Genomic DNA, 25,310 nt, shown 5'->3' on the forward strand with positions numbered 1-25,310 from the left:
TCGCCGTTTCCGAGCAGGAGACCAAGCAGTTGTGCCACCGTGCCAGCAACTCATGCGCATGCTACGAGCTGTGGACGAGGCGTGGACCCATACTCGTCAGACAGCCATCTATAGAGCTGTGGCCTGCGACAATGCCTGGTAGTCAAGCTCCCTCCGGAGCCGTGTGCGCAGGTTCGAATCCTGCCGGGGGCACCTTGGATTAGGTGCCCAAAGACCCCGTCACCAGCGGAAACGCTGAGGCCGGGGTCTTCGCGTCTGTGCAGGCACGTGCCGTCCGGAGCGGCCCCATGCCGGGGCTGTAGGTGTGGCGTGGACAGGATTTTGATGCATCACTCCTGGTGAGCCCGGCGAAGCGATGTGGGCCCGAACCCCGGGACAGGGGCGGTACCGGCCCCCCTAGTCGGCGGTGACCCCCCAGTAGGCGATCTGCGCGGGCCTGCCGTCGCGGTAGAGCACTCTGCAGTTGCCCCGGGCGCGGCGTGGGAAGTCCAGCTGCTCGGAGTCGAGCGCGGCGTCCCACTCCTCGTAGGTGGGCCGGCCGTGTGGAGCCCACGCTCGCACCTCGTCGTCGGTCAGCGGCCGCATGAACGGACCGTCTTCGGTGTCCGCGGCCTCGATCATGAGAGGGAAGTCCAGCACGGAGCCCGTGCCGCCGGTGAAGATGTACTCGTGCCACTCCGGGTCGCGCCACAGTTCCTCGACGGACCGGCCCTCGAAGCCGTGGTTGTCCCGCGCCAGCTCGTCTTCCTGCTCCTGCCGGAACGCGGCCGCCAGATCACGCTGATACGGACCCGTGTGCGTCCATGCGTTGCCACCCATCCGCGTCCCCTCTCCATTCGAACTGCATGTTCAACAGCGGAGCGTAAGAGACGGCACTGACAGGGCACCTCGCCTCGATGACGGTCACACCCTGGAAATCACCCACAGGCCCCGCAGGGAAGGCCGGCAGCTCGCTGTGTCGCGCCGGCTCAGGCCCGGCTCCGAGCCTGGTGTTGGCGAGCGACGCCGTACGCCTCTGCCCGTACCGCTTCCAGCGCGTGACGTGCAGTTACGCAAAGCCCCCCCGTGCACCGCATCAACGTTGCCGGCATGCCGGCGGCAAGCGAGGGGACGCCCGAGACCGCAGTGCAAGCGACTGGCGGGGGCTGCCCGGTGGGGCCGCGGGACAGTTCGGTCAGGCGCGCGGTGAAGGGCCGGGTCGATCGCCGTCCCGGCTCGCCGCCGGACGCTCCGCGCGGAGCATGGAGAAGATCACCTGGTCGTGCCACTGGCCGCCGCGCCACTGCGCGGAGCGCAGCACGCCCTCCCTGACGAAGCCCGCCTTCTCCAAGGCACGTTGCTCGGCGAGGTTGGCGCAGTCCGTCCAGGCTTGGAGCCGTTCGACCCTGGTGTGGTCGAAGAGGTACCCGGCCAGCAGTCGCTGGGCCCGGGTGCCTATGCCGCGGCCCCGCGCGGAGGGCACCAGGCCGATCGCCAGACTCCAGCAGGTAGACGTGGCGGGCCGTCCCCAGGTGCTCGCGAACCACTCGACCCGGCCCACCGTCTTGCCCGCCTCAGCGACGCAGAGCACGCCGCCATCGGGGCCGAGCAGACCGGTCTCCGTGAATCGCCGGCGTAGGTCGGCCGGTGATCTGAAGCCGAACCACTGATACGGGCCGGTTCCCTCCGGCCCGCTCAACTCGCGCTCGAACAGTTCGAGATCGTCGGCGGTTACCGGGCGCAGCGTGATCTCATCGGGCATGGAGCGACTCCTGATCCTCTCGACCACACGGTCGGACCGCGTCTCGTACGGCCGGCGTGGGCAACGGCGTCCGCCCCTTCATAGATCGAGTTGGGCTCGGCGGGAAACTCGACGCACGCCCGGAAGACCCGCCGGACAGTACCTCAAGGCGGAGGCCCCGGGCAGCATGCCCGAGGCCGCACCGTGGGTGCAGCTTGTCCGGCGAATCGCGGCAGACCGTGTTTGCGCAGCCCGCACGCGCGCAGGGAGCAGGCGGACATGCTTCGCGGCAGGGGAGGGGGCTTTCACGTGCAGGTGGTCTCTCGCTGCCGGCGGCACCGGTTCGTCCTCCACGCGTCCATCTGGTGCCGCCGTGACCCGATGGCCCAAGCTGGCGCCCATGGACTGGTTGCCGTTGCTCTCCACCCTGGTCGGGGCCGGGATCGGGATCGTCGCTCCTCTCGTCGCCGATCGGAATCGGTGGAAGCGTGAGGATGCCAGGGACGCTCGTCGGCTGCGGCTCGACGTCTACACGCAGTACACGACGGCCGTGAAGGTCCTCGGGGAGTCCCTGCGGGCCCCGGCCGCGCGGGAGCACCCGTCCGATGACGAGCGGGCGCTCGCGTTGCGCGAAGCCTTTCGGGAGTCCGGCATAGCCATCGCTTCCGAACGGATGTGGCTCATCGCGCCCCAGCCTGTCGTCAAGGCCTCCAACCGCGTGTTCCACTGCCTTCGCGGCATCTGCGACGGCTACGTCGCCGGCACCGCCGTCAGCAGTCCGGAGGATCGCGCCCGCTGGGAAGCCCGCGGTAAGGCAGCCGCCGAGATGCGTGAGCTCATGCGGGAAGACCTCGGCGTCGGCCCGCTCATCGAACGCCACAGCCCCCTGCTCGACGACTAGGACAGCCCCGTGCGCAGCCGCCTCGGGACGGCCACCGTCCGGCGTGCCGATCCTGTTTCGCTTCCGCGGTGCCGAATACGCTGCGAGGACATCCGATCTGGCGTGCTGGTCGTGCTTGCGCACCACTGACCGGCCCACGGCGGCGGCTCCTCGCGCTCCGCCCAGTCTGTGTCGGCCGCCCTATGAAGGAAGGGGGTATGGCATGAAGCCTTCCGGCGTGCACCTGCGGGAAGTCACCGACGACAACCGGGATGCCGTTCGTGCCCTCCGCGTCCGGCGTGATCAGAAGCAGTTCGTCGCCTCCGTGTCCAAGTCGCTCAAGCAGGCGGCGCGGCACCCGGAGGCCAATCCCTGGTACCGCGCCGTGTACGTCGGTGACGAGCCGGTCGGGTTCGTGATGCTGTCGTGGAAGCCGCCCGCTGGTCCCTACAAAGGGCGGCACTTCATCTGGCGCCTCCTCGTCGACAAGCGGCACCAGAGGCGAGGGATCGGCCGGGAGACCCTCACACAGATCGCCGCCCTGGTGCGTGCGGACGGCGCCACCGAGCTGCTGACCAGCTACGACCCCGGCGAGGGTGAACCGTGGCCCTTCTACCGGAAGTTCGGCTTCGAGCCCACCGGGGAGATCGACGACGGCGAGGTCGTACTGCGGCTCGTCTTCCCCAGCCGTTGAGCTCACACGTCTAGTCGCCGGCCCCTCCGCCCCGGGGGGACAGGAGTCTGGCGCGGGTTTCCCTCATGAAGTCGGGTTCGGACCAGGGGGTGCGCCGGTGGCGCAGGTGGCGTATCTGCCGGTGGGTGTGGGGGCGCAGCAGCCAGCCCCAGGGGGTCAGTTCTCTTCTCATCGCCAGCAGGCAGAGTTCCTGTTCCGGTTGGTTGTCGTAGGGGAAGTACGCCCTCCCGGACATGTCCGAGTCGGTCGCGACGGGGGGTGTGTTCCAGGCCTCCAGGCGGTGCGGGCCGGCGTGGCGGCGGGTCTGCTGGAACAGGTCGGCGTACGCCTCACCGACTACGTGGGAATCCATGAGCAGGAGGTTCTGGTGCAGGTTGATCTTCGTGAAGACGTCGCTGATCTGCTGGGCCAGCGCCGCCCTGGTCGGTGGGTCTGACGCGGGGCGGCATCTGATCAGGTAGGGGAGGTCCTCGTAGGAGTGGATGACCTGGAGCGCCTCCGCGTACATGCGGCTCTTCTGCTCACGGCGCTTGGCGTGCTGGTTGATCCAGTAGCCCATGAGCGCCACCAACGCGGTGGTGAGCGCGGCCAGCAGAGTGGCCATGGAGGCAGCATCCATCGTCGCCGGCGCCCGGGCAGGCGCCTCCCCCCTTCGCGCGACAAACCCTGTGGGCAGGTTCGGCAGAAGGAGGGTCTACGTAAAGAGCGTGAATCGGACAGAATTGCCCCGGGAGGCCCCTCACGCCGTCCTTTTCCGTGACGCCGTCTTCTTCGCCGTCGTCTTCGTCGTCGTCTTCTTCGCCGCCGTACTCTTCGAGGTCTCCCCGTTCCTCGACGCCCTCGCCGTGCTCTTCGTGGTCGTCGTCCTCTTCGTCCCCTCCCCCGTCCCGGCCGTCGACTTGCGGGCGGGTGCCGTCTTCTTCGTCGCGGCCGACTTCCTCGTGGACGTCGACTTCTTGCCCTCCGTCTCCTTCGGCTCGGGCCGGCCCCGCAGGGGTCTGACCTCGGCCTCCTCGCCGGGGGGCGGGGTGCCGCGGGACTCGCGGGCCGCGCGGACGCTGTTCTCCAGGGCGGCCATCAGGTCCAGCACCTTGCCGCCGGCCGCGGGCTGCGGGGTCTCGGGCGGGGCCTCGCCGGAGGCCTTCGCGGCGATGACCTCCTCCAGCGCCTCCCGGTACTCGTCGTGCAGGTCCTCCAGGTCGACCTCGCCGAGGGTGTCCATCAGGGCGTCGGCGAGGTCGAGTTCCTTGTCGCGGATGGTGACGTCGGTGTCGGGGGCGACGCCCTCCGGGGAGCGGACCTCGTCCGGCCAGAGCAGGCCGTGCATGGCGATGGCGTCGCCGACCACGCGCAGCATGCCGAGGCGTTCCCGGCCGCGCAGGGCGTACTTCGCGATGGCGACCTTGTTGCTGCGTTTGAGGGCCTCGCGCAGGAGCGTGTACGGCTTGGCGGCGGGGGCTCCGCCGGCGGCCAGGTAGTAGGCCGCGCCCATCTGGAGCGGGTCGATCCGCTCGGCCGGCACGAAGGCGACGATCTCGATCGTGCGGGCGGTCGGGATCGGGAGGTGGGAGAGGTCCTCGTCGGTGATCGGGATGATCGAGCCGTCGGCGTCCTCGTACGCCTTGCCGATCTCGCCCTGGCTGACCTCGCGGTCCTCCAGTTCGCACACCTTGCGGTAGCGGATGCGGCCGTTGTCCTCGGTGTGGATCTGCCGGAAGGAGATGGCGTGGCTCTCCGTGGCGTTGACCAGCTTGATCGGGATGCTGACGAGGCCGAAGGAGATGGCGCCGTTCCAAATCGATCGCACGTGCCGCACCCTTCCCTTTGCCGATTTTTCCGGTTCGTCTGGGATTGTCATCCTATGACGCCTATCACAGAGGTGGAGGGGCGCCGGGTCACGCTCAGCAACCTGGAGAAGGTGCTGTATCCGGAGACCGGCTTCACCAAAGGGGAGCTGCTGCACTACTACGCGACCACCTCCACGGCCCTGCTGCCGCATCTGCGCGACCGGGCGGTGTCCTTCCTGCGCTATCCGGACGGCCCCGAGGGGCAGCTCTTCTTCACGAAGAACGTGCCGCCGGGTACGCCCGACTGGGTCACCACGGCCGAGGTCCCGCGGTCGTCGGCGGACAGCCCGGCCCGGATGGTCGTGGTGCAGGACCTGGCGAGCCTGGTCTGGGCGGCGAACCTCGTCACCGAGTTCCACACCCACCAGTGGCTGGTGCAGTCCCCGCAGGAGGCGGACCGGCTGGTCTTCGACCTCGACCCGGGCGCCCCCGCGACGATCGTGCACTGCTGCGAGGTCGCCCTGTGGCTGCGGGAGCGGCTCGCGGCGGACGGGATCGAGGCGTACCCGAAGACAGCGGGGTCGAAGGGGCTGCATCTGCTGGCGGCGGTGCGCGGGAGCTCTTCCGAGCGGACGTCCGATTACGCGAAGGCGCTGGCAGTGGAGGCCGAGCGGGCGATGCCCCGGCTGGTGGTGCACCGGATGACGAAGAGCCTGCGGCCGGGGAAGGTGTTCGTCGACTGGAGCCAGAACGCCGCGCGCAAGACCACGGCCACCCCCTACACCGTGCGCGCCCGCCGCCTCCCTCTGGTGTCCGCGCCGGTGACCTGGGAGGAGGTGGCCGGCTGCCGGAGTCCCGGGCAGCTGGAGATCCGCGCGGAGGACATGGCGCCGCGCTTGCGGGACCACGGGGACCTGATGGAGCCGTTGCTGGACCGGCGGTCGGCGGCCCCGCTGCCGTAACGGCACGTCCGCCCGCGCGGGCCGCCCTCGCTACAGCCTCCCCCAGGTGTGCCGGCCCCGGGCCGTTCCGTGCAGCGCCCTCGTGTTCCGGTCACGGGCCATCGCGTGCAGCGCCACCCCCCGTTCCCGGGCCACCCCACGCAGCGCCTACACGCGTTCCGGTCCTAGGCCACCCCACGCAGCGCCTACACGCGTTCCGGTCCCAGGCCTTCCCATGCAGCGCCTACGCCCCTTCCGGCTCCAGGCCGTCCCGCGCAGCGTCTGCACGCGTCCCGGTACCAGGCCCTCCCATGCAGCCCTCCACGTCCGCCAGCTTGGGCACTCCGTCCAGCCGGGACAGGCCCGCCGGCCCCGGCTGCGGCTCCGGCTCCGTCATGATCCGCACCCGGCGCGGGCCGCCCTCGCTACAGCCTCCCCCACGTGTTCCGGTCCCGGGCCATCCCGTGCAGTGCCTCCACGTCCGCCGGCTTGAGCACCCCGCCCAGCCGGGACAGGCCCGTCAGCTCCGTGTCCGTCATGATCCGCACGCCGCGCGGCTGCGCCGTCACGGTCACCTCGGACGGGCTGACGAGGGCCAGCAGCGGGCGGACCTCCGCGGTCAGGGCGTAGGAGGCGCGGTCGGCGTCCGCGCGCAGCCGGCGCAGCAGCGGCTCGGGCTCGCGGCGGCCCAGGGTGACCATCGGGTCGGCGACCAGGACCCGGCTCTTGCGGGCGTACAGGGCGTGGACGGCGTACAGACCGCCGGGGCCGATGACCAGGTGGTGGATGCGGTCGCCGCCGGGCAGGGGGAGGGAGTGCAGGGTGTGCCAGCCTGCTCCCTCCAGGCCGTCCAGGGCGTCGCCGACGGTCTGCTCGGCGGTCAGGGCGCGGCGGCGGGGGTCGGGGCGCAGCCGGTGGGTGGGGCCGGGGTCGCGGTCGAGGGCGACGAGCAGGGCCTCGCCGGGGCGGTTGGGGGCCAGGTCGTCGTCCGGGCGCAGGGTCAGCCGGGCGAGTTCGGCGGGGGTCGGGACCGGGGGCGGGCCCACGGTCACCGGGCCGGTCAGGAAGGGCTTCAGGGCGTGGAGCACCTCGCCCCTGCTGTCCTCGCCGAGCAGGTTGACCCGGCCCGTCTCACGGTCGTACCAGGCGATATTGCTGCCGTCCTCGCGGCAGACGTACAGCCGTTCCCGGCCGTGCCGGAAGGCCGGCACCACGCGCAGTCCGCTCATGCGCCATCACCCCTCGACCATGGGAACAGGCGGGGTGCTCCCGGGGCAAGACCGGTTACCGTGGAGGGCGTCCCGGTGAGGGGGAGTTGGGGAGGCGCCGTTGCGGACCCGCGGAGAGCAGCGCGGCGTACCGGCTCCGGACAGCCCGTGGAGCGAGATCGTGCCCGGCCTGTGGATGGGCGGCCACGAGTTCCGGGGCGGGTCCGGACGCCTGGAGTTCGCCGTCGTCCGGGACGAGTTCGATGTGGTGCAGTCCTTGCTGCGGCTGCCCGGGTACGGCCCTGATCCGGGCGTGGAGCACCACGTGTGGCCGATCCCGGACGGTCCGCTGGACGGGACGCAGCTCGCCGGGGTGATCCGGCTGGCGCAGGCGGCGAACGAGGCGCTGGACGCCGGCCGCCGGGTGCTCGTGCGCTGTTACCACGGGTACAACCGCTCGGGGCTGGTGATCGCGCACGCCCTGGTGCAGCGGGGTGACTCGGCCGACCGGGCGATCCAGCAGATCCGGGCCCGCCGCTCGGCCTGGGCGCTGCACAACGAGCTGTTCGTGGAGTACCTGCGGGCGGGTCTGCCGACCGTGCGGCTGCTGGAGGAGCTCACCGAGTAGCCGGGCCGGTGCGCCCCCCGGCGCTCGGCCGGGCCCCCGCTCGGCCAGGCCCCCGGCGCTGCCCCGCTGCCCCGCTACGGACCCCCGAAGCAGCACAAAGCTCACTTCCGTCAGAATGTGACCATGCCAGTCCCCCGTCCCGCGCGCACCGCCCTCGCCGTGGCCGCCGTCGCCCTGCTCGCGGCGACCGCGACCGCCTGCGGGGACACCGGCGAGCTGCGCGGCGCCGGGCCGACCACCACCGCCGTCAGCCCCGCCCGGCTCTGGCCCGATCTGCGCCCGGCGTCCAGCCCGGCCTACCCGTACGACGTGGCGACCCGGGCGACGGTGCGGGGCGTCACGGTCCCCGGTGACGACATCCGTCGGGTGGACCCGGTGGACGTCGTGGAGGCGGAGCTGAAGGCGCACCCCGACGACTACGGGTCGAAGGGCGCCTTCCACGGGACCGTGGACCGGATGAAGGAGTGCCGCCCGGGCGGGGAGCGTTCCCGGTGCCCGCTGCTGAAGCCGTACTACCGGGACCTCACCGGGGACGGCCGGGCCGATCTGACGCTCGGCTTCCGGCTGTACCCGACCAACCAGACGGCCGTACGGGTCTACACCGTCGAGCGGCACCGGCTGGTGCAGGTGCTGGCGGACAACGACGCGATCATCGGGGTGGAGCTGGCCGGCCGGGCGCTGATCGAACGCTCGCCGGCCGACATCTCCGGCTACGAGTACCGCACCACGTGGCTGTGGGACCCGGGGCAGCGCGCGATGGTGTTCTCCCGCGACGAGTACCTGCACGTCGGTGACGGCCGGCACGGCAGGACGCCGTCCCCGTCGCCCTCCCCCACGCAGAGCCCGTGATGCGGCTCGCGCTCCCCCGGTGGGCCGGGGCCCTCGCCGTCAAGGCCGCCGCGTTCATCACGGTGATGTGCTGCGCGCTGGCCGCGCTGCTCGGCGTGCTGGTGCACGTGTCGGTGCGGAACCAGACCGTCGGCCAGGCCCGTGACCTGGCGCTGTCCCGGCTCGCGGACGCCACCGAGGCGTACGAGGCCGGGGACACGCTGCTGCCGGGCGCGGGCGTGGACCCGCGGGGGCTGCCGGCGTCGCTGCGGACGCTCGCGGTGGCCGGGGAGCGGGGCACGATGGTGGCCTCGTACCGGGGGCGCCCGACCATGTGGGCGGCGGGACCGGCGGCCGGGCACCGGGCGCTGGCCGTGGAGGTCGACTACTCGCAGCAGTCCCGCACCATCGCCGGTCTCGACCGGTCGATCCTGTGGTCGTCGGGGCTGGCGATCGGCGCGACCGTGCTGGTCGGCGTGTTCGCGGTGACCCGGGTCACCCGGCGGCTGCACGGCACCGCGCGGGTGGCCCGGCGGATCAGCGCGGGCGATCTGGACGCGCGGGTGAACGACCCCCGGACGCAGGACGCGACGCGTCCGCAGGACGAGGTCGCGGCGGTGGCCGCCGCCCTGGACACGATGGCGGCGAGCCTGCAGGGCAAGCTGCTGAGCGAGCAGCGGTTCACCGCGGACGTCGCGCACGAGCTGCGCACTCCGCTCACCGGGCTGCACGCCGCGGCGGAGCTGCTGCCTCCGGGGCGGCCGACGGAGCTGGTCCGGGACCGGGTGGCGGCGCTGCGCACGCTGACCGAGGACCTGCTGGAGATCTCCCGGCTGGACACCGGGCGGGAGCGGCTGGAGGTGGACACGGAGGAGCTGGGCGCGCTGGCCGGGCGGGTGGTGCGGGCGTCCGGTACGCGGACGCAGGTGCGCGTCCTGCGGGACGCGCGGGTGGACACCGACCGGCGGCGGCTGGAGCGGGTGCTGGGGAACCTGGTGGCGAACGCGCACCGGCACGGGGCGCCTCCGGTGGTGCTGACCGTGGACGGGCCCGTGGTGACCGTGCGGGACCACGGGGGCGGCTATCCGGAGTACCTCGTCGCGCACGGGCCGCAGCGGTTCCGTACGGAGGGCGGTGCCACGGGGCACGGTCTGGGGCTGACCATCGCGGTGGGGCAGGCGGAGGTCCTGGGCGCCGCGCTGACCTTCGCCAACGCGGTGGACGGGGGCGCGGTGGCGACGTTGACGCTGCCCGTGGCCGAGTAGAGCCGGGGGCCGCCGGGGTTCTCGGGCTTCCCGCCGTGTGCGGGTGCCGGCGTCCACGCGGCGGAGCCGCGTGCCGACACGGCCCGGCGTCCCTTCGGGGGCGCGGCCCCGCCCTCCCCGCACAAGAGGTCCCATTTAGGTAGGTTCCGGACATGACGAAGGCCGGAACCACCCTGGCGGCGGCTCCCGCTCCCGCGCGTGCCGAGCGCCTCCCCCGGCGCCGGGGCGTCGAGCTGTCCCTGCTCGTGCTGGCCGTCCTGCTGTCCGTGTACGGCTACTGCGCGGTGGGGCTGGCGCGGGCCGGTACCGTGCCGCCCGGCGCCGTCGGGTACGGCGCCGGGCTCGGCGTGCTCGCCCTGTTCGCGCATGTCGTGGTCCGCGTCCGGGCGCCGTACGCCGATCCGCTGCCGCTGCCCATCGGCGTGCTGCTCAACGGGCTCGGGCTGGTCCTGATCTACCGGCTGGACCTGGAGACACCGGGTGACCGGGCGGCCCCCACGCAGCTGGTGTGGTCCACGCTCGGGGTGGGCCTGTTCATCGCCGTGGTGCTGGTGCTGCGCGACCACCGGGTGCTCCAGCGGTACGCGTACGTCTGCGTGGTGGCGGCGCTGGTGCTGCTGGCGCTGCCGATCCTGTTCCCGCCGGTCAACGGGGCCCGGATCTGGATCCGGATCGCCGGGTTCTCCATCCAGCCGGGCGAGTTCGCGAAGGTGCTGCTCGCGGTGTTCTTCGCCGCCTACCTGGCCGCCAACCGCAGCGCGCTCGCGTACACCGGGCGCCGGCTGTGGCGGTTGCAGTTCCCGACCGGGCGGGTGCTCGGGCCGATCCTGACGATCTGGCTGGTGAGCGTGGGCGTGCTGGTGCTGGAGCGGGACCTCGGGACCTCGCTGCTGTTCTTCGGGCTGTTCGTGGTGCTGCTGTACGTGGCGACCGGGCGCACCGGCTGGATCGCGGTCGGGCTGCTGCTGGCCGTGCTCGGCGCGTTCGCCGTGGGGCGGCTGGAACCGCACGTGGGCGCGCGGATCGAGGACTGGCTGCACCCGTTCGCCACCATCGAGGCCGGGCAGGGCCCCAACCAGCTCTCCCAGTCGCTGTTCGCCTTCGCCGCCGGCGGGTTCCTCGGCACCGGGCTCGGGCTCGGCCACTCCATCCTGATCGGCTTCGCCGCCAAGTCGGACTTCGTCCTGGCGACGGCCGGCGAGGAGCTGGGCCTGGCGGGGCTGGCGGGGATCGTGCTGCTGTACGCCCTGCTGGTGGAGCGGGGTTACCGGGCGGGCCTGGCGCTGCGCGAGCCGTTCGGCCGGCTGCTCGCGGTCGGGCTGGCCTCGATCGTGGCGTTGCAGGTGTTCGTGATCGCGGGCGGGGTCACCGGGCTGATCCCGCTGACCGGGATGGCGATGCCGTTCCTCGCCCAGGGCGGCTCCTCGGTGGTCACCAACTGGGCGATCGTGGCGCTGCTGGTCCGGGTGAGCGACTCGGCGCGCAGCCAGTACGACGGCCGGGAGGCACCGTGACCGAGTACGGCCTGCCCGACGGAGGGCGCCCGATGGGCACGTACATCCGGCACGCGTGCGTGTTCTGCGCCCTGCTGCTGGCGGCCCTGCTGGCCAACGCGACCCGGGTGCAGGTGGTGCGGTCGGAGGAGTACAACGGCAATCCGGCGAACCGCCGGGCCGCGATCGCCCGGTACCAGGTGCCGCGCGGGAACATCCTGGTGGACGGGGTGCCGGTCACCGGGTCCGTGGACACCGGCGAGCAGCTGCGCTACGAACGCACCTACGGCAACGGTCCGTTGTACGCGCCGGTCACCGGTTTCTCCTCGCAGAAGTACGGCACCACGTACCTGGAGCACGCCGCGGACGGGGTGCTCTCCGGCACCGATCCTGCGCTCGCGCCGCTGCCGCTGTGGACCGACGTGACGCGGGCGCCGAACCGCGGCGGCGATGTCGTCACGACCCTGAACCGGCGGGCGCAGGAGGCCGCGTACCGGGGGCTCGCCGGGCGGAAGGGCGCGGTCGCCGCGGTCGAGCCGGCCACGGGCCGGGTGCTGGCGCTGGTGAGCAGCCCGTCGTACGACCCCTCGGAGCTGTCCGGCAACAGCGAGGCGGTGACGTCGGCGTGGGCACGGCTCAACCAGGACCCGGAGAAGCCGATGCTCAACCGGGCGGTGCGGCAGACCTATCCGCCGGGGTCGACGTTCAAGGTGGTCACCGCGGCGGCGGCGCTGGACGCGGGCGTGGTCGGGGATCTGGACGCGCGCACCGACTCCCCCGACCCCTACCGGCTGCCGGGGACCACCACCCGGCTGACGAACGAGGGCGACGGCTGCCGGGACGCGTCGGTGCGGGACGCCTTCGAGTGGTCCTGCAACACGGTCTTCGCCAAGCTGGGCGTGGACGTGGGGGTGCGGGACATGGCGACCACGGCCCAGGCGTTCGGGTTCAACGACACCGGGGTGCGCATCCCGTTCTCCGTGGCGCCCAGCACCTTCGACACGCGGGTGGACCGGGCTCAGCTGGCGCTGTCCTCGATCGGTCAGTACAACACGCGGGCCACGCCGTTGCAGATGGCGATGGTCGCGGCGGCGGTCGCGGACGGCGGACGGCTGCGTCCGCCGTACCTGGTGGAGCGGACCACGCGGCACGGCGGCGAGACGGTCTCGGGCAGCGCGGCCCGGCCGGCGCGGCAGGTGATGCGGCCGTCCACGGCGGCCCTGATGAAGGAGTTGATGGCCGGCGTCGTGGAGGACGGCACCGGTACCAACGCGGCCATCCCCGGGGCGCTGGTCGGCGGCAAGACCGGCACCGCCCAGCACGGGCTGGGCAACGCCGGTGTGCCCTACGCCTGGTTCGTCTCCTGGGCGCAGTCCGAGGACTCCCTGGAGCCGCAGGTGGCGGTCGCGGTGGTGGTGGAGGACGCCTCGGCGGACCGGGGTGAGATCAGCGGCGGCGGGGACGCGGCGCCGATCGCGCGGGAGGTGATGCGGGCGGTGCTGGGGCGGTGAGGCCCGGCGGACGGGTCCCGCGTCTGCGGGCGGACCGCGAGGGTCGGCCGATCGGCTCCGCGCCTGCTGCCGGCTCGTGCGGGTCAGCCGATCGGTCCCCGCATCTCCGAGCGGATCGTGAGGGTCTTGTGCGCGAACGCCTCCAGGTCGACGTCCGAGGGGTCCTGGTCCATGGCCGCCGTGGCCACCTCGGCGACCGTGGCCCCGGTGTTGCCGTCGGCCCAGGCGCACACCGGCACGGTGACCTTCGTGCCGAGGTGCTCCTCGGTCATCACCTCGCAGCTGATGGTGACGCCGTCCAGCTCGAACTCCCTGGCCGGTACGGCGACGGTGGCGCCGTCGCCCTCGCCGGCGCCCTTCATCATGTTCGTGCGGGCCTCGTCGGTGTTCTTGAACCGGCCGTACATGCCGGACACCACGAGGGTGCCCTTGGTCTCGTCACCGCCGGGGCTGTAGGTGCCGACGACGCCGTGGGTGTCCTTGGCGTCCCAGGCCCCGTCGGCCTCCTCGCTGATCTTCCTGCCCTCGGACCCGGAGAGGTCGTCGACGAGCCGGTACTTCCCTTCGAGCAGCGTGCGGGGCAGGGTCAGCTTGTGCTCCGCCGCGGGGAAGCCGCTCTCGGCGACCATGCCGAGCGCGATGAGCAGCACCACGACGGCCGCGACGACCCCGCCCACGATGCCGAGCACCAGACCGATCCGCCGCTTCTTCGGGGGCGGGGCCATCGGGGGCACGCCCCAGCCGGGGTAGGGCTGCTGCGGGTACGGCTGCTGGGCCGGGTAGGGCTGCTGGGCCGGGTACGGCTGCTGCTGCGGGTAGGGCTGCTGGGGATACGGGGAGCCGTACGGGCCCGGGGCCTGCGGGGGCTGCCCGCCGTACGGGCCCGGCTGGTGCGGGGGCTGCTGGCCGTAGGGGCCGGGACTCTGCGGCGGTGGAGGCATGGACACGCCAGCACGCTACTGCACCCGGGTCACGCGCCGGCACCGCGTGCCGTGCCCGGTCAGTCCTCCGCCGCCCCCGACGCGATCGCCGTCTCCACCTCGGCCACCCGTTCCCGCTCCTCGGCGGCGAAGCGCTCGGCGTCCAGCCGCTCGGCCAGCTCCTCGTCCTGGGTCATCAGCAGGTCCAGGTCGGAGTCGCCCAGCTCCAGCACGCCCATGTCCACGTAGGCCTGCTGGAGCCGCCTGCCCCACAGGCCGATGTCCTTGACGCACGGGACGATGCGGCTGAACAGCAGCTTGCGGAAGAGCTGGAGGAACTCGGAGCGCTCGCTGAGCGCCTCCGCGTCGGCCTTGGGGATGCCGAAGTTCTCCAGGACCTCGACCCCGCGCAGCCGGTCGCGCATCAGGTAGCAGCCCTCGATGACGAACTCCTCGCGCTCGCGCAGTTCGGCGTCGGTGAGCTGCTGGTAGTAGTCGCGCAGCGCCATCCGGCCGAAGGCCACGTGCCGGGCCTCGTCCTGCATGACGTACGTGAGGATCTGCTTGGGCAGCGGCTTGTCCGTGGTGTCCCGGATCATGCCGAAGGCGGCCAGCGCCAGGCCCTCGATCAGCACCTGCATGCCGAGGTAGGGCATGTCCCAGCGGCTGTCGCGCAGGGTGTCGCCGAGCAGCGACCGGAGGTTGTCGTTGATCGGGTAGACCAGGCCCATCTTCTCGTGCAGGAACCGGCCGTAGATCTCGGCGTGCCGGGCCTCGTCCATGGTCTGGGTCGCGGAGTAGAACTTGGCGTCCAGGTCGGGCACCGACTCCACGATCCGCGCCGCGCAGACCATCGCGCCCTGCTCGCCGTGCAGGAACTGGCTGAACTGCCAGGAGGCGTAGTGCCGGCGCAGCTCGCCCTTGTCGCGCTCCGAGAGCTTGTCCCAGTAGGGGGTGCCGTACAGGGACATCGCCTCGTCGGGCGTGCCCAGGGCGTCGCAGGGGTCGACCTCCAGGTCCCAGTCGATCCGCGTCCGCCCGTCCCACTGCTTGTCCTTGCCCTTCTGGTACAGGGCGAGGAGGCGGTCGCGGCCGTCGTCGTACTCCCAGCTGAACCGGGCCGCGCCGGCGGCGGGCACCTGCCAGGGGGAGTCTCCCGGCTCGTTGGCGTAGAGCTCATGGGTCGGCATACCCCGCAGGCTCACACGTGGACGCCGGGTCAACAAGTCATGCGCAAGGGATTGACGGTCTTGCTGACAGGCAGTCTCATAAGAGCAGGACCACTACCACCGGGTAACGAGGTGAGGGAGCCATGACGACCCTGACGGAAGCGGACGCGCTCGACGGGCTGCGCGACGCGCTCGGCCTGCTCAAGGACCGGGAACAGGTGGCCGAACGGCTGCTCGTCTCTTCCGCCAAGCACTCCTTCGACCCGGACAAGGAGCTGGACTGGGACGCGCCCTTCGAGGAGGGCAAGTGGTTCTGGCCGCCGGAGCTCGTGTCGCTGTACGGCACGCCGATGTGGAAGCGGATGAGCGAGGAGCAGCGCATCCTGCTCTCCCAGCACGAGGCCGCCGCACTGGCCTCGCTCGGCATCTGGTTCGAGATCATCCTCATGCAGCTGCTCGTCCGGCACATCTACGACAAGGCGGCGACGAGCGCGCACGTGCGGTACGCGCTCACCGAGATCGAGGACGAGTGCCGGCACTCGAAGATGTTCGCGCGGCTCATCGCGCAGGGCGGCACGCCCTGGTACCCGGTGAGCCGCGCCCACCAGAACCTGGGCCGGCTGTTCAAGACGATCTCCACCACCCCCGGTTCCTTCACCGCCACGCTGCTCGGCGAGGAGGTCCTGGACTGGATGCAGCGGCTGACGTTCCCCGACGAGCGGGTGCAGCCGCTGATCCGCGGCGTCACCCGCATCCACGTGGTCGAGGAGGCCCGGCACGTCCGGTACGCCCGTGAGGAGCTGCGGCGCCAGATGGTGACCGCGCCGAAGTGGTCCCAGGAGTTCACCCGGGTCACCTCGGGCGAGTTCGCCCGCGTCTTCTCGGTCGCCTTCGTCAACCCGGAGGTCTACACCAACGTCGGCCTGGACAAGCGGGAGGCGATGGCGCAGGTGAAGGCCAGTGGGCACCGGCGGGAGGTCATGCAGACCGGCGCGAAGCGGCTGACGGACTTCCTGGACGACATCGGGGTGCTGCGGGGTGTGGGGCGGCGCCTGTGGAGGTCCTCGGGCCTCCTGGCATAGGGAACGGCACGAGCGGCCCACGGGCACCGGCGGCTGGAGGCCGGCCGGAGCCGGGCGGCGATTAGGCTGCGGGGCATGACCCCGTCGGCCACCCCCGCATACCGCCGGCTCAGCGTCGAGGAGCGGCGAAGCCAGCTCCTCGACGCGGCCCTGGGCCTCTTCGCGCACCGCGCGCCCGAGGACGTCTCCCTGGACGACGTGGCGGAGGCGGCCGGGGTGTCGCGGCCGCTGGTGTACCGGTACTTCCCCGGCGGCAAGCAGCAGCTCTACGAGGCCGCGCTGCGCTCCGCCGCCGAGGAGCTGCGGCAGTGCTTCGACGAGCCCCGTGAGGGCCCCCTGCTGCCCCGGCTGTCCCGCGCCCTGGACCGCTACCTGGCCTTCGTGGACGGGCACGGCACCGGCTTCAGCGCGCTGCTGCAAGGCGGCAGCGTGGTGGAGACCTCCCGCACCACCGCCATCGTGGACGGGGTGCGCCGGTCCGCCGCCGAGCACATCCACCAGCACCTCGGCGTCCCGGACCCGGGCCCCCGGCTGCGCATGACCGTCCGCATGTGGATCACGGCCGTGGAGGCGGCCTCCCTGATCTGGCTGGACGAGGACAAGCAGCCCCCGGTGGAGGAGCTGCGCGACTGGCTGGTGGAGCAGTTCCTGGCCGTCCTCACGGTCACCGCGGGCCGGGACCCGCAGACGGCCGCGCTGGTCACCGCGCTGTCGGCGGATGGCTGAGACTGGACCCGTGAAGAGCCAGGACACCCCGTTCGAGGGCGGCCCCATGGACGGGCGCGTGCTGCCCGTCCTGGTCGGCCCCACCGGGCACCCCCCGAAGACGTACCGCATCCCCGTCCCGGACCCCGGGGGCGGCCCGCCCACGGTGCTGGTCTACCGCCGCGTGCCGCGGGGGCACAGCAGGAGGCTGGGGCTGATCCAGGGGTGGAAGTACCGGTACGACCCGGACGACAGGTCGGGCGGGAAGCTCCGCTGGCCCTGGTCCCGGCCGGACGCCACGCCGTCCGTCAAGCCGGACGACGCGAACGGGTGAAACCGCTGCGCCGAACCGCGCAGGCTTCGTATCCAGCCGGCACCGACACGTCTGATTATCGGGTTGCGCCGGGAAGCGGAGATTCCGCTTCCTGCGCAGCGGAGGTGATGACGTGTCAGGAAGGCTTCTGCGTCTGGCCTGTACGACGGCGGTGGCGGCCCAGGCCGTCCTCGCGCCCGTGCCCGCCGCGGCCGCGCCGGACCCCCAGCGGTCCGTCGCCGGGCTGCTGACGGACCTTCAGCAGCTGTACCGCAGGACCGAGCAGGCCACCGAGACCTACAACGCCACGACCGAGCAGCTGAAGCGGCAGCGCGCCGAGGTGGCCCGGCTCGACGGCGAACTCGCCGACGCCCGGCTCGTCCTGCGGGACAGCCGGACCGAGGCCGGGCGCCTGGCCCGGCAGCAGTACCAGGGCAGCGGCGGCCTCGGCCCGTACGTGCGCGTGCTCCTCGCGCCCGACCCGCAGCACGCGCTGGACGAGGGCCACGTCCTCGCCGAACTGGCACGCGAACGGGCCCGTACGGTGGCCCGGCTGACCGCCGCCGAGCAGCGCAAGGACGCGCTGGCCCGCGCGGCCCGCAAGGCCCTGGACGCCCAGCTCGGCCTGGCCGCCCGGCAGAAGCGGCAGCGCGACGACGTCCGGGGGAAGCTCGCCGACGTGGAACGCCTGCTGGCCGGCCTGACCCCGGCCCAGCTCGCGGCCGTGGCCCGGCTGGAACAGCAGGGGGTCGCCGCGGCCCAGCAGCGTCTGACCACCGCGGGCGCCCTGCCCGCCGACCGCGCGGCGGCCACCCCGGCCGGCGACCGCGCCGTCCGCTACGCCATGGACCAGGTCGGCAAGCCGTACCAGTGGGGCGCGCAGGGCCCCGACGCGTACGACTGCTCGGGCCTGACGTCCCAGGCCTGGTCCCACGCGGGCACCCCCATCCCGCGCACCAGCCAGGAGCAGTGGAACCGGCTGGGCAGGGTCCCGCTGAACCGGCTGAGGCCGGGCGACCTGGTGGTGTACTTCCCGGAGGCGACGCACGTGGCGATGTACGTGGGCGGCGGGAAGGTCGTGCAGGCGCCCAGACCGGGTGAGAAGGTCACGGTGTCACCGGTGGCCAGCTATCCGGTCCTGGGCGCCGTACGTCCCGGTACGGCGGGCACGGTCGGTACCCACCGGGACGGACCCGTCAGGCTCCGGTGAGCGAGCCCAGGTACGCGGACGTCTTCTCCGGGTCGTAGAAGAAGTTCTCGAAGTCGGCCGGGTCGTTGAACGCGTTGGCGAATCGATCCGCCACGGGCTGCAGCTGCCCGGCCGCGCCGATGAGGTTCAGGACGTGCTCCGGCGGCGGCGCCAGCATCGCGTTCGTCCACTTGGTGACGTGCTGGGCGGTGGCCCAGTACCGGTCGAACGTCTGCCGCATCCACTCCTCGTCGAACGGCTTGTCACCGTGCTCCAGGATCGACGCGAGGTAGGCGGCGGCGCACTTGGACGCCGAGTTGGAGCCCTGGCCGGTGATCGGGTCGTTGGCGACGACCACGTCGGCCACGCCCAGCACCAGACCGCCCGAGGGCAGCCGGCCGACGGGGTTGCGGACGGTCGGGGCGTAGCGGCCGGACAGGGTGCCGCCCGCGTCCGTGAGTTCGACCTTCGTGGCCCGCGCGTACTCCCAGGGCGTGAACTTCTCCATGAGTTCCAGGGTCAGGGAGAGGTGCTCCGCCGGGTCCTTGACGCCCTGGAAGACGTCGAGCGGGCCGCCGGGTATGCCCTCCCAGAACAGGATGTCCGCACGGCCGGACGTGGTGAGCGTCGGCATGACGAACAGCTCGCCGACGCCGGGGACCAGGTTGCAGCGGACCGCGTCGAAGTCCGGGTGCTCCGGACGCGGGCCGAGCCCGTGCACGTACGCCACCGCCAGCGCCCGCTGCGGCTCGCTGTACGGGGAGCGCTCCGGGTCGCGGGCGAACATCGAGACCAGCTCGCCCTTGCCGGCCGCGACCAGGACGAGGTCGTAGGTGCGGGAGAAGTAGTCCAGGTCGCCGACCGCCGCACCGTGGATGACCAGCTGGCCGCCGCGCTGGGCGAACGTCTCCATCCAGCCGGCCATCTTCACCCGCTGGTCCACCGACTGCGCGTACCCGTCGAGCCTGCCCACCCAGTCGATCGCGCGCTGGGTCGGGCCCGGGTCGTGCGAGCCGGGCGCGGCGACCGAGACGCCGAGACCTTCGATCTTCGGGGCCTGGGACTCCCAGAAGTTCAGCTGGAGGTCGCGCTCGTGCTGGAGGGCCGTGTCGAACATGCACTGCGTCGACATGACCCGGCCGGAGCGGATCTCGTCCGCGGTCCGGTTCGACATCAGGGTGACCTCGTAGCCGTGCGACTGCAGGCCGAGGGCGAGCTGGAGGCCGGACTGGCCGGCCCCGACGACGAGTATCTTCCGCATGCGGGTGGTGCCTCCTACGGGATGAGGACGAGGGGTGAGGACTACTCGGGGGTTTCGTCCAGCGCGTGGCCCACCAGGGCCAGGAGCGTCTCGATCACCGAGATCCGCCGCCGCGCATCCATGATCATGACAGGGATGTGCGCCGGTATCGTCAGCGCCTCCCGCACGTCCTCCGGTTCGAACCGCTCGCTGCCGTCGAAGTGGTTGACCGCGACGACGTACGGCAGCCGGCAGCTCTCGAAGTAGTCCAGGGCCGGGAAGCAGTCCTTGAGCCGGCGGGTGTCGGCCATGACGACGGCGCCGATCGCGCCGCGCACCAGGTCGTCCCACATGAACCAGAACCGCTGCTGGCCCGGCGTGCCGAACAGGTAGAGCACCAGGTCGTCGTCGAGCGTGATGCGGCCGAAGTCCATGGCCACGGTGGTGGTGAGCTTGCCCGGCGTGGCGGACAGGTCGTCGGTGCCCTCGCTGGCCTCGGTCATCAGCGCCTCGGTCTGCAGGGGCGTGATCTCCGAGACGGAGGTGACGAGCGTGGTCTTGCCGACGCCGAAGCCGCCCGCCACCACGATCTTCGTCGCGACGGGGGCGCGCGTCCGGTCCGTCTGCCAGGACTTCAGGTCCTCGTCCGGTTCGGTGAACCCGGAGACGAGGGGGGTGCCCCCGAAGGAGGCGGTGGCGTCAGAGACGGCGGAGTCCACTCAGCACCCTTTCCAGCAGAGCGCGGTCCGGGCGGCCGGTGCCGTGACCCGTTCCGGTGCCGTACACACGGATCTTTCCCTGGTCCGCGAGATCGCTCAGGAGCACGCGGACCACGCCGAGCGGCATCTTCAGCAGCGCGGCGATCTCGGCCACCGTGCGCATACGGCGGCACAGTTCGACGATGGCCCGCATCTCCGGCATGACCCGGGTGGCGAGCGAGCCGTTCGTCAGTTCCTTGCGCTCCTCCGGGGCCTCCAGCGCCGCCACGAACGTCTCCACGAGGAGGACGTGGCCGAAGCGGGTACGGCCGCCGGTGAGCGAGTAGGGGCGGACGCGGGCGGGTTTGCGGTCGCCGCCGCGGACCGGGAGCTGCGTCCTGCCCGGTTTCCCGGGGGTGGCGGTCATCGGTCGCCCCCGGTCGACTCGGCTTCCAGGTTCTTGCGCAGCTCGCTGCGCAGCTCGGGCGTCAGGACGTGGCCGGCGCGGCCGACGAAGAGCGCCATGTGGTAGGCCACGACGCTCATGTCGCACTCGGCGGAGCCGTGCACGCCGAGCAGCGAGCCGTCGCTGATCGACATCACGAACAGGCTGCCCTCCTCCATCGCGATCATCGTGTGCTTGACTCCGCCGAAGTCCATCAGCTTGGCGGCGCCGACGGTGAGGCTGCCGATGCCGGAGACGATGGTGGCGAGGTCGGCGGCGGAGCCCCGGGGGCCGGTCCGCTTGGTGTCGCGGGACTGGCGGGCGTCCTCCGTGTGACCCGGGTCGGACGACAGCAGGAGCAGCCCGTCGGAGGAGACCACGGCGACGGACTGGATGCCGGGTACTTCCTCGACCAGGTTGGTCAGCAGCCAGTGCAGGTTGCGGGCTTCACTGCTCAGTCCGTAGGTAGTGGGCGCGGTCAACTGCTTGCCTCCTCGGCTGTGCCCCCCGTGGCTTCTTCGGCGTGTGCGTGGCCGGCCGGCCGCCGGTTGTTGGCCGTCTGCTCGGCGATCTCCGCCTCTACGTCGCGGTAGCCGGCCTGGGCGCCGGTGCGGAAACCGCCGAGCCTGCGGCGCAGGGCTTCGGCGTCGACGCTGGTGCTGCGCTGGCGGGGCGGGGTGGTGGGGGCGGTGATCTTCGGTGTGCGCTTGGGGAGCCCCTTGCTGGTGAGCCGCTCCTCCTCCTCGGCTTCGCCTTCGGCGTCCGCGTGCCCGTCGGCACCGTCGGTGCGGGTCTCGCGGTCGGGTGCGGGGGGCTCCTGCGGGGTGTGCTCGCCGTCGGCGGCCGACGGGCCGTCGAGGCGGCCGGTCGCCGGGTTCGTCGGCTCCGCCGGTGCGTTCGGGAGCAGCAGCTCCATCGTCGTCTCGGCGTACGTCTCCGCCGGGGCCTTCGGGCGGGTCTCCGTGTCCCGGGCGGGCTGGGCCGCCTGCTCGTGTGCCTCGGCCGGTGCCTCCCGCGGCGTCTCCTGCGGCGCCTCCCGCGGCGTCCGCGCCGGTGCCTCGGCGGAGGCGTCCCGTACGGCCTGCTCCGCCAGGGTGACCAGGGGGTCCTGGTGCTTGGCGCGGGTGGGCAGGAGGTTGGAGTTGGCCTCGGCGTCGGCGCCGGGGAGGGTGAAGGTGCCCGTGGCTCCGGGGGCGGCGCTCTGCGGCGGGAGCGCCGTGGGCGCGGCCTCGACCAGCAGGGATGCCGGGAGGACCACCACGGCCGCGATGCCGCCCTGCTTCTGCTCGCGCAGCTGGACGCGGACGCCGTGCCGGTGGGCGAGGCGCGCGACGACGTACAGGCCGAGGCCGAGGCCCTCCTCGCCCTCCTGGTCGTAGAGGGACTCGGGGTCGAAGTCGCCGAGGCGGCCGTTGAGGGTGTCCAGGCGGTCGGCGGTCATGCCGATGCCCTCGTCCTGGACCGACAGCATGACCTCGCCCGACTCCAGGAGCCAGCCGGAGACCTCGACGGGCAGGTCCGGCGGGGAGAACGAGGTGGCGTTCTCCATGAGTTCGGCCAGCAGGTGGGAGAGGTCGTCGGCGGCGAACCCCGCGACGTGGGCGTGCGGCGGGAGGGCCGCGATGCGGACGCGCTCGTAGCGCTCGATCTCGCTGACCGCCGCCCGGACCACGTCGACCAGCGGCACCGGGCCCGGATGCTGCTGGACGTGCTCGGTGCCGGCGAGGACCAGGAGGTTCTCGCTGTGCCGGCGCATGACCGTGGCGAAGTGGTCCAGCTTGAACAGGGTGGCGAGGCGGTCGGGGTCCTGCTCGCGGTCCTCCAGGCCCTCGATGACCGCCAGCTGGCGCTCGACCAGGCCCAGGGTGCGCAGGGCCAGGTTGACGAAGGTGGAGCCGATGCTGGTGCGCAGCCGCTCCAGCTGGGCGGTGGACTCGGCGAGCTCGGCGCGCAGTTCCTCGCGGGCGTCGGCCATCTTCTGGCGCTGGCCCACCAGGTGCTTGCGGTCGGTCTCCAGGGTGGCGACCCGCTCGTACAGCGCCACGGCGTGCGCGTGCAGGGCGTTGACCGAGCGGACCACCTGGGCGAACTCGTCGTTGCGGCCGGTGAACGCGATCGGCTCCTGGGCCGTCGGGTCCTCGGACCCGGCGAGACGGGCGGAGCCGCGGCGCAGGACCGACAGCGGGCGGGTCAGGGTGCGGGCCATGGCGGTGGCGATGCCGACCGCGACCAGCATCAGCGCGCCGAGGACCGCGACGCGGATCTCCAGGGCGGTGACGTCGTCGTCGCGGAGCCTGGCCAGGTCCTTGGTGCGGTGGTCGTAGAGCGCGGACTCGGCGCCGCGCATCAGGTCGACCCGGGCGGACAGGGCCGCGTCCAGCTTCTTGGTGCTGGTCGTCAGCTCGCTGTCGGCGAGGGTGGGCTGGTCGGTGAGCGAGGCGAGGTACTTGTCGGCCGAGTTGACCTCGGGACCGGTGACCGTGGAGTCGTAGGAGTCGACGGCCGCCTTCGGCGCGGTCTCGCGGAAGCCGGCGAGCGCCGCGTCCGAGCGCAGCCGGGCCTGCTGGGCGGCGGCGGTGAGGGCGTCGCGCTGTTTGCGGTCCGCTTCGGTGCTGGTCGCGGTGGTGGTGGACAGGCCGGTGGCGGGGTCGATCACCGTCTGGGTGCTGGACGGGATGTTCAGCGCGGCCAGCAGCAGGCCGCGGGCGGCGGCGGACTGCTGGACGGCGGAGTCCAGCTCGGCGAGGGCGTGGGCGCCGGAGCCGGCCCGCGGGGGCGTCTGCTCGGCCAGCTGCTCGGCGAGCCGGTGCAGCGCGGTGATCGTCGCCGAGTACGCCTGGTGGGTCTGCAGGGCGCTGGTCTTGCCGGTGAGGGCGCCGCGGCGGAGCGCGTCGATGCCGTCGAGGGCGGTGCGCAGGCTCGCCGGGGTGTCGGTGTCGGCGCGCAGCTCCTCGACCTGCCGGTCCACGCGGGCACTGCGGTCCTCGGAGGGCGCCTTGTCCTTGGGGCGGCCGGCCGCGACGTAGGAGGTGACCTCGTCGCGTTCGTCGGCGAGGGAGTGGGCGAGGGTGAGGGCGTCCTGGGTGCGGGCGGCCAGGGTCACCAGGTCCTGGGAGTCGCTGACGTCCTGGGAGGCCGTGAGCAGCGCGGGCGCGCCTGCTCCCGCGACGGCGGCGGCCACCACGGCGACGGCGACGATCAGCCGGGTGCGCACATGGGTGGGGCGACCGGAGCCCACGGGGGTCTGGGGGGCGGTCCCCTCGGGGGCCGTCTGCCTGCCTGTGCGCCGAGGCCGCTTCTTCTGCACCGGTGCTCGCATTCCTGAACTCGTCTACCCAGGGGCCCGGGTGGCGCCCCGTCAGCTCGGTGCCAAGTGGTGCGTACACCCGGTTCGTACGGTTCCCGACCCTCCCAGCGCCGGTGGGCAGTGGTCGCGCATCACCTGACCCGCCACCCGAAGGAGTGAACATCGGAGGGGAGTTGGCGGGCAAGTTGCCGTGGCGCGTGCGACGCTCTTGCGCGGTGGGCCGGTTGGACGCGCGCGGCAGGCTTTGGCAGTATTCGCCGCCACGCCTTCCCGGAGTGGATCATTCCTACCCAAACCAGGCGTCTGACCTGCGGGGTCGTAGGAATTCACCGGCCTGTGCCAGCCTTTGGCGCACGGTGTGAAGGGCTCGTGCAGACTGGCTGGATGCGTACTGATCTGGTCTCGGAACCCGGCGACGCGTCCCGCCCCAACGAGGACTTCGCCGGTGTCGGACTACCCGCCTCCGGACAGGGAGGTTGCGTCGTCGTCCTGGACGGAGTGACTCCGCCCAGCGGCGGGACGGGCTGTCTGCATTCCGTCCCCTGGTTCACCGCGCGGCTGGGCGGTGCGCTGACCGAACTGACCGTTTCCTGCCGAGATCTGACACTGTCGGAGATTCTCGCGCGGGCGATCCGGCGCACCGCGGACGCCCATGCGGACACCTGTGAGCTTTCTCACCCGCGAACCCCCCAGGCAACCGTCGCCCTGGCCCGCTGGTCCGCCACGGCGGTCGAGTACCTGGTGCTGTCCGACTCCGCGCTGCTGGTGCGGGGACCCGACGGCACGGTCACCCCGCTGCTGGACGACCGTCTCGCCCGGCTGCCCCGCTCCGCGCTCGCCACGGACGCGCTGGTCGACGCCAACCTGCGCAACAAGGAGGGCGGCTTCTTCACCGCCGCCGCCGACCCCGCCGTGGCCGCCCGGGCGGTCACCGGCACCCTGCCACGGCGGGAGGTGAGGGCACTGGCGGCGCTGACGGACGGCGCGACCCGCTGGACGGAGACGTTCCGCGAGGGCGACTGGACGGCCCTGTTCGACCTGGTCGCCAAGGAGGGCGCCCGGACGCTGGTGGAGCGGGTACGGGAACTGGAGACGGCGGACCGGCGGGAACGGGCGTACCTGGGCCGCGCCAAGACGCACGACGACGCGACGGCGGTGTACGTGGAACTGTGACGGAGGGGGCGGGGCGAGCGCGCCGTGGGCGGGGCGGGCGCGCCGTGGGCGGGGCGGGCGCGCCGTGGGCGGGGCGGGCGCGCCGTGGGCGGGGCGGGCGCGCCGTGGGCGGGG

25 protein-coding genes are annotated in these 25,310 nt (G+C 72.5%); 13 read left to right on the forward strand and 12 right to left on the reverse strand.

The features are described 5' to 3' along the window. Positions 1-396 precede the first annotated feature (396 nt). Positions 397-819: a hypothetical protein gene (locus AB0946_RS04985; RefSeq protein ID WP_366759220.1), complete on the reverse strand. Its 423-nt coding sequence runs from the start codon at positions 817-819 to the stop codon at positions 397-399. Positions 820-1,174: 355 nt separating this feature from the next. Further along, positions 1,175-1,741 carry a GNAT family protein gene (locus tag AB0946_RS04990; protein ID WP_366759221.1) on the reverse strand — a complete coding sequence of 189 codons (567 nt, stop codon included), beginning with the start codon at positions 1,739-1,741 and terminating at the stop codon, positions 1,175-1,177. Between the two features lie 379 nt (positions 1,742-2,120). Between AB0946_RS04990 and AB0946_RS04995 the strand changes: the two genes are divergently transcribed. Further along, complete coding sequence (locus AB0946_RS04995) at positions 2,121-2,621, forward strand: hypothetical protein (protein WP_366759222.1); 501 nt, start codon at positions 2,121-2,123, stop codon at positions 2,619-2,621. A 202-nt stretch (positions 2,622-2,823) separates the two neighbouring features. Continuing rightward, positions 2,824-3,294: a GNAT family N-acetyltransferase gene (locus AB0946_RS05000; protein ID WP_366759223.1), complete on the forward strand. Its 471-nt coding sequence runs from the start codon at positions 2,824-2,826 to the stop codon at positions 3,292-3,294. Positions 3,295-3,304: 10 nt separating this feature from the next. Here the strand turns inward: AB0946_RS05000 and AB0946_RS05005 are convergent, their stop codons facing one another. Both AB0946_RS05005 and AB0946_RS05010 read right to left on the reverse strand, forming a co-directional pair. Then, positions 3,305-3,898 carry a hypothetical protein gene (locus AB0946_RS05005; protein ID WP_366759224.1) on the reverse strand — a complete coding sequence of 198 codons (594 nt, stop codon included), beginning with the start codon at positions 3,896-3,898 and terminating at the stop codon, positions 3,305-3,307. Positions 3,899-4,033: 135 nt separating this feature from the next. Next, positions 4,034-5,101, reverse strand: a complete 1,068-nt coding sequence (locus AB0946_RS05010) for a Ku protein (RefSeq protein WP_366759225.1) — start codon at positions 5,099-5,101, stop codon at positions 4,034-4,036. 54 nt (positions 5,102-5,155) lie between these two features. On the opposite strand from AB0946_RS05010, the gene ligD reads away from it, so the two are divergent. Beyond that, complete coding sequence (gene ligD, locus AB0946_RS05015) at positions 5,156-6,043, forward strand: non-homologous end-joining DNA ligase (protein WP_366759226.1); 888 nt, start codon at positions 5,156-5,158, stop codon at positions 6,041-6,043. A gap of 404 nt (positions 6,044-6,447) precedes the next feature. Here the strand turns inward: ligD and AB0946_RS05020 are convergent, their stop codons facing one another. After that, positions 6,448-7,251, reverse strand: coding sequence for a nuclease-related domain-containing protein (locus AB0946_RS05020; RefSeq protein ID WP_366759227.1), 804 nt, complete (start codon positions 7,249-7,251; stop codon positions 6,448-6,450). 100 nt (positions 7,252-7,351) lie between these two features. On the opposite strand from AB0946_RS05020, the gene AB0946_RS05025 reads away from it, so the two are divergent. From AB0946_RS05025 to AB0946_RS05045, 5 genes are all read left to right on the forward strand, one after another. Next, on the forward strand, positions 7,352-7,858 hold the full coding sequence (locus tag AB0946_RS05025) for a protein phosphatase (RefSeq protein ID WP_366759228.1): 507 nt from the start codon (positions 7,352-7,354) through the stop codon (positions 7,856-7,858). A 123-nt stretch (positions 7,859-7,981) separates the two neighbouring features. Then, entirely contained in the window at positions 7,982-8,707 is a 726-nt protein-coding gene (locus AB0946_RS05030; protein ID WP_366759229.1) for a hypothetical protein, read from the forward strand. Next, a complete protein-coding gene (locus AB0946_RS05035) occupies positions 8,707-9,951 on the forward strand; it encodes a HAMP domain-containing sensor histidine kinase (RefSeq protein ID WP_366759230.1) in 1,245 nt (414 codons plus the stop codon). The genes AB0946_RS05030 and AB0946_RS05035 overlap by 1 nt, the downstream gene beginning before the upstream one ends. A gap of 152 nt (positions 9,952-10,103) precedes the next feature. Beyond that, positions 10,104-11,465, forward strand: coding sequence for an FtsW/RodA/SpoVE family cell cycle protein (locus tag AB0946_RS05040; protein WP_366759231.1), 1,362 nt, complete (start codon positions 10,104-10,106; stop codon positions 11,463-11,465). Between the two features lie 32 nt (positions 11,466-11,497). Further along, positions 11,498-12,955 (forward strand): penicillin-binding transpeptidase domain-containing protein, encoded by a 1,458-nt coding sequence (locus AB0946_RS05045; RefSeq protein WP_366759805.1) that lies wholly within the window; start codon positions 11,498-11,500, stop codon positions 12,953-12,955. Positions 12,956-13,038: 83 nt separating this feature from the next. On the opposite strand, the gene AB0946_RS05050 is transcribed toward AB0946_RS05045, so the two are convergent. Further along, positions 13,039-13,896: a hypothetical protein gene (locus AB0946_RS05050; protein ID WP_366759806.1), complete on the reverse strand. Its 858-nt coding sequence runs from the start codon at positions 13,894-13,896 to the stop codon at positions 13,039-13,041. 59 nt (positions 13,897-13,955) lie between these two features. Beyond that, on the reverse strand, positions 13,956-15,065 hold the full coding sequence (locus AB0946_RS05055; protein WP_366759232.1) for a ferritin-like domain-containing protein: 1,110 nt from the start codon (positions 15,063-15,065) through the stop codon (positions 13,956-13,958). A 122-nt stretch (positions 15,066-15,187) separates the two neighbouring features. Between AB0946_RS05055 and AB0946_RS05060 the strand changes: the two genes are divergently transcribed. The 4 genes from AB0946_RS05060 (at position 15,188) to AB0946_RS05075 (ending at position 18,354) form a co-directional block, all read left to right on the forward strand. Then, positions 15,188-16,126, forward strand: a complete 939-nt coding sequence (locus tag AB0946_RS05060) for a diiron oxygenase (RefSeq protein ID WP_171152864.1) — start codon at positions 15,188-15,190, stop codon at positions 16,124-16,126. Between the two features lie 75 nt (positions 16,127-16,201). Continuing rightward, on the forward strand, positions 16,202-16,852 hold the full coding sequence (locus AB0946_RS05065) for a TetR/AcrR family transcriptional regulator (protein WP_366759233.1): 651 nt from the start codon (positions 16,202-16,204) through the stop codon (positions 16,850-16,852). Continuing rightward, positions 16,845-17,165 carry a hypothetical protein gene (locus AB0946_RS05070; RefSeq protein WP_366751936.1) on the forward strand — a complete coding sequence of 107 codons (321 nt, stop codon included), beginning with the start codon at positions 16,845-16,847 and terminating at the stop codon, positions 17,163-17,165. Before AB0946_RS05065 ends, AB0946_RS05070 begins: the two co-directional genes overlap by 8 nt. Before the next feature lie 112 nt (positions 17,166-17,277). After that, complete coding sequence (locus AB0946_RS05075) at positions 17,278-18,354, forward strand: NlpC/P60 family protein (RefSeq protein ID WP_366759234.1); 1,077 nt, start codon at positions 17,278-17,280, stop codon at positions 18,352-18,354. Here AB0946_RS05075 and AB0946_RS05080 read toward each other — a convergent pair. The 5 genes from AB0946_RS05080 to AB0946_RS05100 are packed head-to-tail and all read right to left on the reverse strand — an operon-like array spanning position 18,341 to position 24,023. Further along, positions 18,341-19,594, reverse strand: a complete 1,254-nt coding sequence (locus tag AB0946_RS05080) for a styrene monooxygenase/indole monooxygenase family protein (RefSeq protein ID WP_366759235.1) — start codon at positions 19,592-19,594, stop codon at positions 18,341-18,343. The two genes, AB0946_RS05075 and AB0946_RS05080, sit on opposite strands and share 14 nt — an antisense overlap. A 41-nt stretch (positions 19,595-19,635) precedes the next feature. Next, complete coding sequence (locus AB0946_RS05085) at positions 19,636-20,292, reverse strand: ATP/GTP-binding protein (RefSeq protein WP_366759236.1); 657 nt, start codon at positions 20,290-20,292, stop codon at positions 19,636-19,638. Further along, the gene (locus AB0946_RS05090) at positions 20,273-20,698 is read right to left on the reverse strand and encodes a DUF742 domain-containing protein (RefSeq protein WP_366759237.1); all 426 of its coding nucleotides are present in this window, start codon (positions 20,696-20,698) and stop codon (positions 20,273-20,275) included. Before AB0946_RS05090 ends, AB0946_RS05085 begins: the two co-directional genes overlap by 20 nt. Further along, complete coding sequence (locus AB0946_RS05095; protein WP_366759238.1) at positions 20,695-21,198, reverse strand: roadblock/LC7 domain-containing protein; 504 nt, start codon at positions 21,196-21,198, stop codon at positions 20,695-20,697. The genes AB0946_RS05090 and AB0946_RS05095 overlap by 4 nt, the downstream gene beginning before the upstream one ends. Continuing rightward, complete coding sequence (locus AB0946_RS05100; RefSeq protein WP_366759239.1) at positions 21,195-24,023, reverse strand: nitrate- and nitrite sensing domain-containing protein; 2,829 nt, start codon at positions 24,021-24,023, stop codon at positions 21,195-21,197. Before AB0946_RS05100 ends, AB0946_RS05095 begins: the two co-directional genes overlap by 4 nt. Positions 24,024-24,407: 384 nt before the next feature. On the opposite strand from AB0946_RS05100, the gene AB0946_RS05105 reads away from it, so the two are divergent. After that, positions 24,408-25,196, forward strand: coding sequence for a protein phosphatase 2C domain-containing protein (locus AB0946_RS05105; RefSeq protein WP_366759240.1), 789 nt, complete (start codon positions 24,408-24,410; stop codon positions 25,194-25,196). The last annotated feature ends 114 nt before the right edge of the window (positions 25,197-25,310 follow it).

The organism is Streptomyces sp. NPDC046870, assembly GCF_040704595.1.
Taxonomy (GTDB): domain Bacteria; phylum Actinomycetota; class Actinomycetes; order Streptomycetales; family Streptomycetaceae; genus Streptomyces; species Streptomyces argyrophylli.